The organism is Citrobacter sp. CK195 (genome assembly GCF_030333365.1).
In the GTDB taxonomy this organism is placed as follows: Bacteria; Pseudomonadota; Gammaproteobacteria; order Enterobacterales; family Enterobacteriaceae; genus Citrobacter_B; species Citrobacter_B koseri.
The window spans coordinates 1-14,896 of the sequence record NZ_JAOWGB010000026.1; the positions used below are offsets into that span (position 1 = coordinate 1).

The 14,896-nt window shown below is 50.9% G+C and carries 16 protein-coding genes and 2 tRNA genes; 11 read left to right on the top strand and 7 right to left on the bottom strand.

Features of this window, described 5'->3' with window-relative positions; translation table 11 throughout:
* Both OGX93_RS17540 and OGX93_RS17545 read left to right on the top strand, forming a co-directional pair.
* Positions 1-196: hypothetical protein (locus OGX93_RS17540; protein WP_286449132.1), on the top strand; the 196-nt coding region annotated here is incomplete at its 5' end.
* Positions 183-851 (top strand): epoxyqueuosine reductase QueH, encoded by a 669-nt coding sequence (locus OGX93_RS17545; protein ID WP_024130285.1) that lies wholly within the window; start codon positions 183-185, stop codon positions 849-851. The genes OGX93_RS17540 and OGX93_RS17545, both read left to right, overlap by 14 nt.
* 270 nt (positions 852-1,121) lie before the next feature.
* On the opposite strand, the gene OGX93_RS17550 is transcribed toward OGX93_RS17545, so the two are convergent.
* Entirely contained in the window at positions 1,122-1,901 is a 780-nt protein-coding gene (locus tag OGX93_RS17550) for an SDR family oxidoreductase (protein ID WP_199976057.1), read from the bottom strand.
* On the bottom strand, positions 1,901-2,227 hold the full coding sequence (locus OGX93_RS17555) for a nuclear transport factor 2 family protein (protein WP_286449133.1): 327 nt from the start codon (positions 2,225-2,227) through the stop codon (positions 1,901-1,903). Before OGX93_RS17555 ends, OGX93_RS17550 begins: the two co-directional genes overlap by 1 nt.
* 90 nt (positions 2,228-2,317) lie before the next feature.
* Between OGX93_RS17555 and OGX93_RS17560 the strand changes: the two genes are divergently transcribed.
* Positions 2,318-2,644, top strand: coding sequence for a winged helix-turn-helix transcriptional regulator (locus tag OGX93_RS17560; RefSeq protein WP_012131813.1), 327 nt, complete (start codon positions 2,318-2,320; stop codon positions 2,642-2,644).
* 175 nt (positions 2,645-2,819) lie between these two features.
* Here the strand turns inward: OGX93_RS17560 and OGX93_RS17565 are convergent, their stop codons facing one another.
* Positions 2,820-4,553, bottom strand: a complete 1,734-nt coding sequence (locus OGX93_RS17565; RefSeq protein WP_286449134.1) for an ABC transporter ATP-binding protein — start codon at positions 4,551-4,553, stop codon at positions 2,820-2,822.
* Positions 4,554-4,852: 299 nt separating this feature from the next.
* Between OGX93_RS17565 and OGX93_RS17570 the strand changes: the two genes are divergently transcribed.
* Entirely contained in the window at positions 4,853-5,326 is a 474-nt protein-coding gene (locus OGX93_RS17570; protein WP_012131811.1) for a cold-shock protein, read from the top strand.
* A gap of 127 nt (positions 5,327-5,453) precedes the next feature.
* Complete coding sequence (locus tag OGX93_RS17575) at positions 5,454-5,993, top strand: DUF2058 domain-containing protein (protein WP_012131810.1); 540 nt, start codon at positions 5,454-5,456, stop codon at positions 5,991-5,993.
* 101 nt (positions 5,994-6,094) lie between these two features.
* Here OGX93_RS17575 and OGX93_RS17580 read toward each other — a convergent pair.
* From OGX93_RS17580 to OGX93_RS17590, 3 genes are all read right to left on the bottom strand, one after another.
* A tRNA-Asn gene (locus tag OGX93_RS17580) sits at positions 6,095-6,170 on the bottom strand.
* A gap of 87 nt (positions 6,171-6,257) precedes the next feature.
* The gene (locus tag OGX93_RS17585; protein ID WP_286449135.1) at positions 6,258-7,757 is read right to left on the bottom strand and encodes an EmmdR/YeeO family multidrug/toxin efflux MATE transporter; all 1,500 of its coding nucleotides are present in this window, start codon (positions 7,755-7,757) and stop codon (positions 6,258-6,260) included.
* Between the two features lies 1 nt (position 7,758).
* Positions 7,759-7,911 carry a DUF5951 family protein gene (locus OGX93_RS17590; protein WP_153257545.1) on the bottom strand — a complete coding sequence of 51 codons (153 nt, stop codon included), beginning with the start codon at positions 7,909-7,911 and terminating at the stop codon, positions 7,759-7,761.
* A 6-nt stretch (positions 7,912-7,917) separates the two neighbouring features.
* Here OGX93_RS17590 and OGX93_RS17595 point away from each other — a divergent pair.
* The 5 genes from OGX93_RS17595 to OGX93_RS17615 all read left to right on the top strand — a co-directional run bounded on the left by OGX93_RS17595 (position 7,918) and on the right by OGX93_RS17615 (position 13,009).
* Positions 7,918-7,993 (top strand) — tRNA-Asn (locus tag OGX93_RS17595).
* 226 nt (positions 7,994-8,219) lie between these two features.
* Entirely contained in the window at positions 8,220-10,307 is a 2,088-nt protein-coding gene (locus tag OGX93_RS17600) for a TonB-dependent siderophore receptor (RefSeq protein ID WP_286449136.1), read from the top strand.
* Positions 10,307-11,320 (top strand): ABC transporter substrate-binding protein, encoded by a 1,014-nt coding sequence (locus OGX93_RS17605; protein WP_286449137.1) that lies wholly within the window; start codon positions 10,307-10,309, stop codon positions 11,318-11,320. Before OGX93_RS17600 ends, OGX93_RS17605 begins: the two co-directional genes overlap by 1 nt.
* Positions 11,250-11,999, top strand: a complete 750-nt coding sequence (locus OGX93_RS17610) for a class I SAM-dependent methyltransferase (RefSeq protein WP_286449138.1) — start codon at positions 11,250-11,252, stop codon at positions 11,997-11,999. Before OGX93_RS17605 ends, OGX93_RS17610 begins: the two co-directional genes overlap by 71 nt.
* Positions 12,000-12,031: 32 nt before the next feature.
* Positions 12,032-13,009, top strand: coding sequence for a FecCD family ABC transporter permease (locus OGX93_RS17615; RefSeq protein WP_172958466.1), 978 nt, complete (start codon positions 12,032-12,034; stop codon positions 13,007-13,009).
* A gap of 87 nt (positions 13,010-13,096) precedes the next feature.
* On the opposite strand, the gene OGX93_RS17620 is transcribed toward OGX93_RS17615, so the two are convergent.
* Positions 13,097-13,660 (bottom strand): flavin reductase family protein, encoded by a 564-nt coding sequence (locus OGX93_RS17620; protein WP_012131804.1) that lies wholly within the window; start codon positions 13,658-13,660, stop codon positions 13,097-13,099.
* Positions 13,661-13,903: 243 nt separating this feature from the next.
* Between OGX93_RS17620 and OGX93_RS17625 the strand changes: the two genes are divergently transcribed.
* Positions 13,904-14,896, top strand: a 993-nt coding sequence (locus tag OGX93_RS17625) for a YbdK family carboxylate-amine ligase (protein WP_286487821.1), incomplete at its 3' end; no start/stop codon positions are given.

Genomic DNA, 14,896 nt, shown 5'->3' on the forward strand with positions numbered 1-14,896 from the left:
GTGCCAGGAGCGGAAGTTTAATTGTTCTGACCAGCTCTCAAATCGCGGTCAGATTTTGTCGACCGTTTCAGATGCTTCTCAGCAAACCTTTGTTCAACGACAACAGCGACTTCTTAATTTCGTTATCGCCGATGTGAATGCTAAAATTCCTGAAAGTTTCACTATTGCCAAAGCATCCATTTATGAAGAACGCTGATTTTAAACGCCCGCAACTGACGCTGCCGAACGGCGCAGACAAGCTACTGCTGCACTCGTGCTGTGCGCCCTGTTCGGGGGAAGTCATGGAGGCGATTCAGGCCTCGGGCATTGATTACACAATTTTCTTTTATAACCCTAATATTCATCCGCAAAAGGAGTACCTCATCCGTAAGGAGGAGAATATCCGTTTTGCCGAAAAACACGGCGTGCCTTTTGTTGATGCGGATTACGACACCGACAACTGGTTCGAGCGTGCGAAAGGGATGGAGTGGGAGCCTGAGCGCGGTGTTCGGTGTACCATGTGCTTTGATATGCGCTTTGAACGCACCGCGCTGTATGCCGCGGAACATGGGTTCAGCGTGATCAGCAGCTCACTCGGGATTTCCCGCTGGAAGAATATGCAGCAGATTAACGACTGCGGACAACGCGCTGCTGCGCATTATCCGGGAATGGCATACTGGGATTACAACTGGCGTAAGCAGGGCGGGTCATCGCGCATGATTGAGATCAGCAAACGCGAGCAGTTTTACCAGCAGGAGTATTGTGGCTGCGTCTATTCACTGCGTGATACTAATATGCACCGTAAATCGCAGGGCAGGCCGCTCATCAAACTCGGTAAACTTTACTACGGTAAGGAAGGCGAAGAACAGTAATACCAGAAGCCCACATTCGCATGTGGGCTTCTGTAAGCATTGGCACAACCACGGCGTTTATCCCATATATTGCATTCATTCTTGTAACGTAAGGACACTGACACTAAATAAAAGCCAGCACCATCTTCGAAACCATTGGCTGCTATTCGCTCATAGCAGACTATTCACTTACATCAGACTGTTTTGCGTCAAAACAGACGCTACGATTAACCATTTTCTGCCTCTGACGATCTTAATCGGCTCATAATTCGGGCCGATTAAGATACATGATTACACCGTCGGGATGGTGCCGCCATCTATCACATATTCGGTGCCGGTGATGGTGGCAGCATGAGACGACGCGAGGAAAGCAATGAGCTTCGCCACCTCAATGGGCTTTGATGGACGACCAAGAGGAATACCCCCGAGTGCATTCATGATGATCTGCTTACCGCCTTCGTAATCCGTTCCCGCCTGCTTCGCCAGTCGCTCTGCCATCGCTACCGAAGCTTCGGTTTCGATCCAGCCGGGCGCAACACGAACCACACGAACCCCCTTCGGGGATACCTCTTTCGACAGGCTCTTGCTGTACGCCGACAGCGCTGCTTTTGCCGCCGCATAACCGGTGGTCGATTCCGGTAACGGCAGTTCACGCTGGATAGAGGTGACGTGAATGATAACCCCGCTGCCCTGCGCCAGCATCCCTGGCAGCAGCGCACGATCTAAGCGTACCGCTGGCAGCAGATTAAGGTTGAGTTCCTGCTGCCACTCCGTTTCGCCCAGTGCTGCAAAGCCACCACCTGGTGAGGTAGAACCGCCCGCAACATGGATGATGGCGTCGACACCTCCCAGATGCATCTGAACGGCTTCAGCTACTGAAGCACACCCGTTGACCGTGGTCAGGTCTGCCGCCACGAAGGCGTCGGCGATACATTCTGTGGGCGTATGACGCGCGGTGGTTAACACCCTGGCACCCAGTTGCTTTAATAATCCAACGACCGCTTTGCCGACGCCTTTGGTGCCGGCAGTAACCAGTATGCGTTTGTCCTGAAAATCAAGATCTAACGACATCAGATAATCTCCAGTGTGTTGATCTTGCCGCCGACCAGGCCGAAAGCATGTTTAAGCACTATCGGGCTGCCAGGAAAATTACCGACGACGTTTGAGGTGACTGTCACCCGGTGACCTTCGGTGAGGCACTGAACCGGCTCAACGCTGTAGTCAAACGCGGCCTGTGCGGCACGTTGCCATGCCTCGATCGCTGCGTGTCCCTTATGCGTTTTACCTTCGTCTGTCACGACAGCATCGGCAGTAAAACAGTGCTTAACGTTGGCAATATCTGCTCCGTTGCTGATCGCAAAATAGTCAGAAATAGCGTGCGGTAGGGCTAATGACATGGCGCTTTACTCCTGTTGTTTACAGTACAGGAATTTTCAACATAGACTGTGAAATTGACAAGTACGCACGAAAAAGTGAGCAACTGAATTATGAGTAAGTTATACACTCCAGAATCTGCCGCAAGCGGCGTGGAGCATGTGCTGCGACTGCTGGAAGGTCGCTGGAAATTAATTATTCTTTTTCATCTGTTCGATGGAAAGGTACAGCGCTATTCTGATTTTGAAAAACTGATCCCGGGTATTTCACAGAAGATGCTGGCTCAGCAACTGCGGCAACTGGAAGCCGACGGCATAGTATCACGCACGGTGTACCCTCAGGTGCCGCCGAAAGTGGAATATCGCCTGACCGAGTGGGGGCAAGAACTGTGCCCGGCCCTTGATGCAATGCTGAAATGGGCGGAAAAACGCGAGGATTAGTTGTCACTGGAGCCTTTTTGTCGTGAGCGAAAATCACTGATATCTGGTTTTCGCTCAAATCGGACATGGTTATGCCGAACCTTTTGTCCGGCGTACACCGGGGAACAATGACGATATATTTGGATGGGTTACATCTGGAATAACGTGCAAATACCTGCGTACCATTCCCGTAGTATTAAACTGCCTGAGTCATCACCGATTTAAACTGCGCATGCCACATGTCGTAAAATTTTCCCCGACGGCTTATCAGCGCAGTGAAGTCCCCATTTTCGATGACCTCTCCAGCAGACATCACGATAATCCTGTCGAACTCTTTTATATTACCGAGCCTGTGCGTCACTGCGATCACGGTTGTGTTCAGGGCAAGAATATCATTAAACAGCCGGAACTCAGTTTCAGGATCGAGTGATGAAGAGAACTCATCAAAAATAAACAGATTGGCCTTTCGGTATAGCGCCCGTGCAATCGCGAGCCGCTGCCACTGCCCTATAGAGAGTTCATCGCCGCCGAACTGCTTGCCCAGCCGGGTGTGCTGGTCATACGGAAATCCTACCTTTTTCAGTAATTCATCAACCGCTGACGACGGGGTTTCTGCATCATAATTATTCAGGGCAATGTTTTCGCCCACCATGAACTCGTATTTTCCGTAATCCTGAAACACGGTGGCTATCTGGTTCCGGTAACTTTCAATATCCAACCTGTCGAGCGGCACGCCTGACACAGACACCGCCCCCTCACTGAAGGCGTACATGCGCAGGATCATTTTAATCAGAGTTGTTTTTCCGCTGCCGTTCTCACCGAGAATAGCGACCTTTTCACCGGGGGCAATTTCAAGGTTAACCCTATTCAGGGCTGGATGATTACGCCCCTCATACTGAAACCGGAGTTTGTGAATGCTGAGGGAAAAAGGTGTTTCGGCGGGTAAGGTAAGGTGCCCGTTTTTCACCGGTTCAATCTTATCCGTCATAAACGCATGGTAGCGGGTGAAAAAACTGCTCATGCTGACGAGATTCGAACCATAATTGGCTATCTCGTCGAGGTGCGATTTCATCATCACAATGGACTGAAACACCATCACCAACGCGCTCACGGCAATATCACTGGTGCGTAAGTTGTTTAAAAAAAGAGTTACCCCGACGAACAGCATAGTCAGGCTCAGCATCATGGCCGGCACAGGCGTGATTAGCGCGCGGATGCGCTGTTTGTGCATGCGATTATAGGTATTGCGAGCGGACGCATTGAATTTAGTCAGCAGATATTTACCAAGACCGTAAAGCCGGATCTCCTGCAAAAAACTCTTGTCCATACTGACGCCATATACGTAGCGCATCGCAATCGCATCTTTAGACGTGAAGAATAAATCCCGCACGTATCTCTGCTGGATACGCATATTGATGGCAATCATCGGTATGGCGGAAAGCGCGCAAATGGCCGCCCCGGCTCCTGAATAGTTGATCAGAACCAGCAGCAGACTGCCAGCCATGACGATTGCCCGGATAACGTAAATGATACAGATGATGAAATTAAGCGGTCGATACGCCGCTTCTTTTTTCAAATATTCCAGTTGCTCGTAACGCTCCTTATTATCAAACAGGCTCAGGGAAAAGGAGTCGTTCATACGGCACATAATCTTAGCGCTGAAGTGATTGGTCGAAATCTCCGTGACATCCCCCTGAACAAGATTGACCAGGGGCTGCATAAGCTGCATGCCAAGGAGTGAAACACACCAGACCGCAACGCTCAGCATCAGATCGCCGTCGGTGGTTTGCACTGCATGCAGCGTGTTGATTATTTGGCCGGTCATAAAGATGTTGAGAGCCGGTATCAGCCCCTGAAGCAACACAACGACGATAAGTGCGGTAATACGAAGTGGGCATGACGCAAAGACGTACCTGATAGCCAGTAGCACTGACGACCTCCCTTGTTGCAGTAGCCATAAATCGTGTGAGTCGCAGATCATGATAGATGAGAATGGCACTCAATTGCATTAATGGAATGTAACAGTGAACTGGGTTGTGAAGTAGACGTTCTCCCCATCCCTGACCATCGGCCAAATGCAATCGCGACTTCCCTCCCCCAACGGCCCCCTGGTCTGATGGACATTTATCACCCAAACTTAAGCCAAAGACATGGTCTGCGTGGGCATTGTGCTTTACACTGCGCGCTGTAAAAACTGAGTAGATAAACGATTAACCAGGCGGTAAGGCGATGAACGGAACAATCACAACGTGGTTTAAAGATAAAGGTTTTGGATTTATCAAAGATGAAAACGGTGATAATCGCTATTTTCATGTGATTAAGGTTGCCAACCCTGAGCTGATTAAGAAAGACGCGGCGGTGACTTTTGAACCCACCACCAATAACAAAGGCTTATCCGCTTATGCTGTGAAAGTCATCCCGGAAAGCAAATACATCTATATCGCGGGCGAGCGCCTGAAGCTCACGTCGATCAAGTCTTATCTGGTTTACAGCGAAGAAGTGCCAGCCGATACCCGAATTGATAAAGAAAACGCGGTGCTGTCTGTGGGCGTGCTGATGAGTAGTATCAGACCCAAATCAGCCGCAAAGCCCGGTGAAATGCGCTCGCTGAGAAAACTGGCAATCACCACCTTCCAGGGAACGACGTTAATCTTCTCGGAAGATGAGATAGACATAGAGGCCACGGTGAAACTGCTCAAGTAATTCATCTGAATCCCGTGCCGGAATCCTGCGCCATTCATAAACAGAATTCCGGCTCGCGTGCGCCAGGTACAGACGCAAAAATTACGGGTATAATCACATACATTATTCAACGGTTTCAGAAACGAAGATGACAAAACTCACCTTACAAGAGCAGATGCTAAAAGCGGGATTAGTAACCAGTAAAAAAATGGCCAAAGTCCAGAGAACGGCTAAAAAATCACGAGTTCAGGCGCGTGAAGCAAGAGAGGCTGTGGAAGAAAATAAAAAAGCGCAACTTGAGCGTGATAAACAGCTAAGCGAGCAACAAAAACAAGCGGCTTTATCCAAAGAATATAAAGCGCAGGTTAAGCAACTTATTGAAATGAATAGAATCAGCATTTCAAAAGGCGATATTGGTTTTAACTTCACAGATAATAACTTAATTAAAAAAATAGATGTGGATAAGGCGACGCAAGCCCAGTTGATTAATGGTCGTCTCGCCATTGCGCGTTTGGTTGTTGATAACGGTGGGGAATGTGAATACGCGATTATCCCCGCAAGTGTAGCCGATAAAATTGCACAGCGAGATGCTAACAGTATCGTCCTAAATAGTGCGCTTAGTCAGGAAGAGCAGGACGAAGAAGATCCGTATGCTGATTTTAAAGTGCCTGATGATTTGATGTGGTAATCAACGTTTGTCGATCAGCGTCCGGCGTGCCGGGCACTGAAAGAACTGAATGCCGATGACGGAAAGCAAAAAGCCCGCTAAAAAGCGGGCTTTTCTAAATTTGGCTCCTCTGACTGGACTCGAACCAGTGACATACGGATTAACAGTCCGCCGTTCTACCGACTGAACTACAGAGGAATCGTGTGAACGGGGCGCATATTAACGACGCTCACGATCATTGTCAAAGCCTGAATGCACAAACACGTTCGTTTGCCGAAATATTCTTCATTTCGTTGGAGATTCAGGCTGAACGGGCGATTTTATGCGCTCTTCACGCTCAGGACGCGGGTATTTCCATAGCCAACGACCGCTGACCATACGCCAGTAAAACAGTGCGGCGCGCACCGCCCAGTCAAAGAACATCCCCAGCCAGACCCCGACAACGCCCCAGCCAAGCACAATCCCCAGCGTATAACCCGCAACCACACGGCAGCCCCACATACCCAGCATCGAAACCCACATTGCAAAACGTGCGTCCCGCGCCCCTTTAAACCCTGAGGGCAACACCCAGGACGCAGACCAAATCGGCATAAACGCCGCGTTCAGCCAAATCAGAACCACGACAACATCTTTTACATCCTGATCGTGGGTATAAAACGAGGCCATCAGTCCCGCAAACGGCGCGCTTAACCATGCAATCGCGGTCAGTCCAAAGGTAGATAGCCAGAACACATGACGAAGCTGAATCTCTGCCTGGGAAATCTGACCATTCCCCAGCCGTCGGCCAGTGATGATTGTCGATGCAGAACCCAGCGCGTTTCCGGGCAGATTGATCAGCGCGGCAATTGAAAAAGCAATGAAGTTACCGGCAATAACGCTGGTCCCCATCCCCGCCACGAACATCTGCGTTAACAATTTCCCACCGTTGAACAAAACAGATTCAATGCTCGCAGGGATGCCAATCCCCATCACTTCCCAGATAATGGTAAAGTTCAGCGGCTTAAAATAGCTCTTCAACGTAATGCGCAATGCTGGGTTAAAACCAATCATCAACACCCAGATGATGGCGACGGCCCCAATATAGCGAGAGATGGTCAGCCCGAGTCCCGCCCCGACAAAACCCAACCCCTGCCAGGAAAAAACGCCATAAATCAGGACGCTGCTGATCATGATGTTAAGAATATTCATGCCGCCATTGATCAACAGCGGAATTTTGGTATTTCCGGCTCCACGCAATGCGCCGCTGCCAATCAGGGCGATGGCCGCAGCGGGATAGCTGATCACCGTCAGTTCCAGGTATGTCAGCGCCAGAGCCTTCACCTCGGAAGACGCCTCCCCGGCCACGACATCAATAATCTGTTCGCCAAAATAGTGAATAACCGCCGCCAGCACGATGGCAAAAAGCGTCATGATCACCAGTGACTGTCTCGCGGCGGCCCTGGCGCGACGACGATCGCGTTTTCCCAGGCTAAACGCCACAACCACGGTCGTCCCCAGATCGATAGCAGCAAAAAACGCCATAATGACCATGTTGAAGCTATCGGCAAGCCCTACCCCGGCCATCGCCTCTTTACCCAACCAACTGACCAGAAAGGTGCTCAGCACCCCCATTAGCAGTACGCAGGTATTTTCCAGAAAGATAGGCACGGCAAGCGGGGTGATTTCACGCCAGAAAAGAACCTTATAACTCTTACGTTTGGCATACCAGGGCGTACGAGAGACGGCCTGGCGTAAGGCTGCGGAGACGTTCAAAGTGGACCTTAATGAAGAAAGTTGAAACCTCATTTCAAATAATGAGGGAGAATCCAAAAAGCTGCAAAGTTTTTTCCCTGTAAAATGTCTGCAATTGCAACAAACTGTTGAGAGAAGCAGCAATTGAACCGCCACCAGGGAAATGAGGTTTGACAAAAGATTTTTCGCCGCTAAGATAAGCCTCCACAACGATTCCTCTGTAGTTCAGTCGGTAGAACGGCGGACTGTTAATCCGTATGTCACTGGTTCGAGTCCAGTCAGAGGAGCCAGATTTTAGTCTCGAGATATCTCAGTGAGTCTTGAGGCGTTTTAAAAGCAGCAGTTAAATTGAACCGGTTGTCCTGATAAGGATTGCCGGTTTTTTTGACGCCTGTCGTTTTTGGACAACCCCACAGACCTCTCCAGCCCCCTTCCCACCTGTTCTCATTTGCCTACTTTTTTTCTTTATGAAATATGTTATGTTATAACATATCCATTATAATGTAATGCCAACCTATGAAACTTAAGCCTTCTTTGATAGCTCTCGCAGTAGCAGTAAATACTTCGCCTCTGGCCTATGCAGCAGATGAAACCATCGTCGTCACCGGCGGTGACGTATCCGACTATTCCGCCGAATCCGACTCGGCACGTCTTTCATCCGGCTCAGCCTCACGTCTCGGTCTGACCGATAAGCAAACGCCACGCCATACTGAAACCATCAGCGCCAGAACCATTACGGCTAAGGGCAAACGCACGCTCACCGAAGTCGTTGAAACCGCCCCGGGCATGTCCGGCACCAGCTCACCTACGCTCTCAAACAGCGTTTCACTGCGCGGCTTCTCCGGCGTTTCCTGGCTGCTAAACGGCGTGGCTGTACCCGGTAGCACCATTCAAATCGCCGACCCGGTTCATTATGAAAACGTGGACATCCTGTATGGCACAGGCTCCGTTTTAAATGGTCTGAGTTCTGCCGGTGGCAGCGTCAACCTGATATCACGTAAAGCAACCTTTGGTCGACAGCCAGTAGAAGCTGACTATAGCTGGTCAAGCTATAACAGCCATCGCGCCCACATCGGCGCGGGCGGTACGCTTGTTGAGGGTATAGCTGCTGGCCGCGTGGATGTAAGCGCATCAAATACCGGCACTCAGGTTGATAAAGATCGCAGTCGCCCGAAGCGCGTCAGCGCACAGCTCCTGCTGACGCCGACCGATAACACACAGGTTACTTTTGACATCGATCGTAGCTTAACGGATATGCGCAATCCCTATTTCGGGACGCCTGTCATCAACGGCAAAGTTGATCGCGACTTGCGCCATGTAAACTACAACAACATTCAGGATGCGCATATCCGCAGCCAGGCAACCTCATTCCAGTCAACCCAGTCCTGGTATGCGACGCCTGATGTAACCTTTGATAACCAGTTCTACTATTACAAAGGTTTCCGCGAATGGCAGAACGTTGAACGCTATTACCCGTCAAACAAAGCGGGCTATGTTACCCGTGATTCTTATGGCGATCTTGCTCATGATGACAAGCTGACGGGCAACCGTACTATGGTCACCTGGGATCACCCGATTGCATCATTCGCCAACCGCGTGACTGCGGGTGTCGATTTTTCAAAACGCGAATTCCAGTACTATTCTAACGGCTTCCCGGGGGGCGAAGATGTTCTGCTGACCAACCCCGCCTCCAATGACTTTCGCACCGGTGCGGGTGGCAAGATGCGCTCACCTGTTCGTCACATCACTCAGAACCAGTATGCCTTGCTGCTGGAAGACAATCTGAATATCACTGATGCTGTCGCCCTGTTAAGCCAGTTGCGCTATACCAACCTGGATATGCACTGGAATTACCAGCAGGACAATAAAACCATCAATCGTAGCTATAGCTTTATGAGTGTTGGTATTGGGCCGAGCTGGGCCATTAACGAAAACTGGACGGTATATGCCAACTATTCCACAGGTAAAGAGCCCGGCAGCGATATCTTCTTTATCAGCCCTGAACAAACGTCCCTGCCACTTACAGAAGTTCAGCAATATGAAGCCGGTGTAAAAGGGACATTCGACCACGGCGAAATGAAGCTGGCCGTTTACGATCTCCAGAAAAAAAATCTTTATCAGCAATCGGCTGTCCAGGCCGGTGTATGGAATGCGGTTGGCAAGCAGACTTCGCGCGGCATCGAGTTCAGCGGATTGATTAAACCGCTGGATAGCGTCGCGCTGGCGGGAAATGTGGCTTATACCCATGCACGCTTTGACAATTTCAAACAAGGTACGCAGGACCTTTCCGGCAATCAGCCGCGCTATATCCCGGAGTGGACGGCTAACCTTTCTGGCCGTTATATGCCGATTAGCAAACTGGGGCTGGGCGCGCAGCTCCACTATGTTGGCAGTAGCTATAACGATGATGCCAACAAAAACAAAATGGGCGATTACACGACTGTCGACCTGAACGCCGATTATGAAGTGATTAAGGACGTTACCGTAGGCACCCGCGTGCGTAATCTGACGGATCGCTTCTACACCTGGCAGCGTACTTATACAGGGCAGGAAATGATTGCGCCAGGTCGAACTTACGAAGCCTATGTCAACATGCGCTTCTGATGAAACGCCTGGCCTCTCTCGCATTGCTGGCAACCTTCGCCAGCTTTGCGCATCCCGTTACGTTACAGAATTGCGGAAGCTCCTGGACGTTTGAGCATGTACCACAGCGGGCAATCGTCTATATGCCGACCGCAATGGAAAACATGCTCGCATTACGTCTGGGAGATTCCGTGATCAGTGCTGTCGGTTATCGGCCAGATGAAGATACCGCGCCCTCCCCCTGGTATAAACCGCTAAAAGCACGTCTCGACAGTTCGCCCTGGTCAGGAGAGGCCTTGCTGAGTTCCCGGCCAGATTTTATCTATTCCGGCAGCTACTACTGGTTTAACAGCCCGGAGACCGCCGGTCGTGAAAGGATGGCTGAATGGGGAATTGGAAGCTGGCTCATTGAAGGGATGTGCAATGGCCTGCAAAGTGGGCCTCCTGCGCCTGTAACCTTCGACAGCATCTACGACGAGTTGCGTAATATTGCGCGCATATATGGCGTGGAGCCGCGTGCAGAGGCGCTTATCAATGAACTGAAGCAACAGGTCACTGCTGACAGCCGCATAAAACTGCCACGCAGAACGCTCATGTGGTGGTATTCCGGTACGGCAACACCTTATGTGGCGGGCGGTTATGGCGCTTCTGAACTGTTAACCAAAACCATCGGCAGTAAAAACATCTTTGATAACAGTGCTGAACTGTGGCCCGCCATGAGCTGGGAGGTCATTGCCGAACGGGACCCTGACTACCTGATCCTGGGCGATCTGCAAAGGGGGGGAGATGGCGACAGCGCCCGGAGCAAAATCGATTTTCTTGAACGTAATCCCCTCACCGCAGGCATGAAGGCGGTTAAAGCAAAACGTTACATCATTTTACCTGGCTATGACATGGACGCATCTGCGCGTTCAGTTCTGGCCCTTCACCGACTAGTCACACAAATACACGCTAAGGAACAACATGACCTTTCCAGCCCGCGAATTACTGAAAAACTGGGACGAACAACAAAGCGCCTACATCGCTCACCGTGAAGAACGCTATAACGCCGCGCTGGATGTTCTGGCAATGCTATATGGCGAAGAATTCCATGTGGTGGATCTGGCCTGTGGTCCAGGCTCATTCAGCATGCGTCTTCTGAATCGCTTTCCGGCGATAAGAGTAACGGCTATTGACCTCGACCCGCTTCTGCTTACGCTGGCCAAAGAAGCCTTGTCTGAATACAAGGACCGTATTCAGTTCTTCAGCGGCGATATTGCAACAGCGGATTGCTTTGCCGCCATGACCGACAAACCGCAGGCCGTTGTTTCCAGCACGGCCATCCACTGGCTGCTGCCGGAACAGCAGGTCGCGCTTTATCGCAACATCTTTAACCTGCTGGATGAACATGGCTTATTCATGAACGCCGATCATCAGCGATTTGATAATCGCAATCCATGCCAGAAACGGATTGCCCAGCTTCATGACGAAGATACGCAGAAAAAAGCCTGGACAGCGGGAGTGCAGGACTGGGATAGCTGGTTTGCATCGGCCACCCGTCATCATGAGCTGGCTGATTTGATGGACGCGCGCACCGCTATCTTTAAAGACCGCCCGACACCACTGCCCACCACGGTCGAATTCCAGCTCGCTGCTCTGCGCCAGGCGGGTTTTAGCGAAACGGGTACTCTCTGGCAATTCCTGGATGATTATGTGATCGCTGGCTGGAAATAATCATGCTGCGTTCTCCTGTTTTTCGCCTTTCCATGCTGTTTCCGGCCCTGATGCTGGCGTTTTGCATTGCCATTATGTATGGCCCGGTGACCTTTTCCATGAAGGACGTGGCAAATGCCATACTGGCAGGCTACTGGCATAGCGATACAGCGGGAACGCTTCATCAGCGGATCGTATGGTCTCTGCGTATGCCGCGCACCCTGCTTGCTGCGCTGGCGGGTGCCGCATTAGCGCTGGCCGGAACGGTGCTCCAGTCGTTGACACGTAATCCTCTTGCCGACCCCTGGGTGTTGGGGATCTCATCCGGCGCAGGGTTTGGCGCGGTACTGGTCATTGCGCTTGGTCTCAGTGCGGGCTGGGCCGCTGTACCTGCCGGGGCGTTCTGCGGCGCGATGCTGGCTTTCGCACTGGTGCTTTTCATGGCGCGGAAATCGCTATCCGGCCAGTCCAGCCGTTTTATCCTGACCGGCGTCGCCGTGACACAGCTTCTCTCCGCCGCCACATCATTAACCACGCTCTGGAAAACGGATGCAGACACCACGCGAGGGGTGATGTTCTGGCTGCTGGGAAGCTTTGCACAGGCATCCTGGCTTCAGGTACTGCTTTGCGCACTGGTGCTGTTGCCGATATTTCTGCTCTGCTGGTGGCGGGCAATAGAGCTGGATGTGCTCACGTTTGGCAATGTGACGGCAGCGTCGCTTGGTGTGGACGTTGGCGCAATCAGGCTCGCCCTGTATTGTTTATTGACCTTATTGACTGCGGTCATTGTGGCATGTTGCGGAGCAATAGGTTTTATTGGGCTGACCGTGCCTCATATCGCCCGCATATTCATTGGTCATCGCCATCGTTCGCTGCTGCCGGCATCCATGCTGTGCGGCGCGACTTTTACCGTTCTGGCTGATACGCTTGCCCGAACGCTGTTTGCGCCCCGTGAATTACCCGTCGGCATCCTGACGGCGATGCTCGGGGTTCCGGTATTTCTGTTCCTGATTTCACGGACTTCCCGATAAAATACTGACGAAGGCGATCCCTGGCAGAAAGCCCGCTTTTTAGCGGGCTTTCTGCCATTTATCCGTGACGAGCGCCACCGGAAACGCTCAGATAAGCATTTCCGGCCTGAACAGCGCGCTCAGATTCATTGTCTTGCCCGACACCATAAACTCCCCCTTCCCTGTATAGTGAATCGTCTCAGGGTGTTCCGGTGATGTGGCCACATGCGCCTTCACGACCTCGAAAATGAAAAAATTGTAGCGTTCCACCAGCACATCATCATACAAACAGCACTCAAAATTCGCATAACATTGCTGGATCAGCGGGGCATCAACCTCATCGGCTTCCTGTGCCGTAAGATTAAATTCGGCAAACTTATCGATGTCAGCGCCGGACGTGTTGCCGATTCGCACGACCGTCTCGGCCAAATCCGTCAACGGAACGTTGATCACGCATTCCCGGCTATGACGGATCATCTCAAAACTGTGGTTGCCGCCCGAAATCATCAGCCCGACCAGCGAGGGAGAAAATTCCAGAACGGTATGCCAGCCCAGCGTCATGATATTGGTCTTCCCGTTCCATTTGGATGACACCAACACAACCGGGCCCGGTTCTAAATACCGGCGAACCTGACTGACCGGATAATCGACTTTAGTAATAGCTAAGCTCATAAGATGACTCCTGTTAAAGTGTTCCACAAAAACAGGCCACACTGCTGCGGCAATACCTGAGCAGTCCTCGCGCTACAGCATACTCTCTCTCGTCATATCGCAAAAAATTAACCATACTAATAAAATGGTTTTATGACCGTAATCAGGGTTCCGCGATTCACCTCTGGCAGGCATGACCGTCTGACCTACACTTTTAACAATAGAATTTCAGGCCAACCACAACAACTCAGTGCAGAGGACATTATGGTATCTCTACCTTTTACCCGCTCACTGCGGTTTACGACGGGCACCGAGCTGGAACTCCAGTTAATCGACAGAAACGATACCAGGCTGGTGGATAAAGCGGATATCGTGCTGGCCGATATGGCGCACACTCAGCAAATAAAGCATGAGCTAACCAAGTCAATGATTGAACTGAACAGCTCAGTACACTCTTCGGTGTTTAAACTGCATGAAGAATTATCTTTATTAGCCTGTAACGTCAGGGAAGTCGCCAGAAAACACGGCTGCGATGTTACCGGCGGCGGCCGCCATTTAGATGGCGACTGGCGAGAACAGGTGATTAGCGATTTACAACGTCATCAAAATCTGGCCGTACGCTATGGCTACATCACCAAAATGGCCTGCGTATTTGGGCAGCATATTCATATTGGCGTTCAGGATGGCGATGACGCCATTTATCTGTGTCATGCGCTTATTCCCTACCTGCCCCATTTAGTTGCACTCAGCGCCTCTTCGCCGTGGCTGGATGGCGTGGATACCTCTTTTTCAAGTTCCCGCTTTACCGGGCAGAACGCCTTTCTGAACAGTGAACTGATTGAAAACATCTATAACTGGGACGAGTTCGTCGTATTTTATAACGAGATGGTCGATGTCGGGATCATTAAAAGTATCAAAGATATTTACTGGTACGTCAGGCCACAGCCTGCTCTGGGCACAATTGAAATCAGAATATGCGATATGCCGCTGACAATATTTCATGCCGCAATGCTCACAGGCTATAGCAAAATACTGGCTCAGTATCTGTTAGCCAACCGGACAAATATCGTCAAAAAACATCATGCTATTGAAAAATACAATATCTTTAACGCCCGGCGCGATGGCTTACAGGCCAGCTACGTCAACACGTTAACCAGACAGCGTCAGTCGCTGGCGGGTCAGATATTGCAGACCGTAGAGAACCTGTCATTACGCACCCACAGTGATGAGGATAAGTACGTTCTGCAATATATTGCC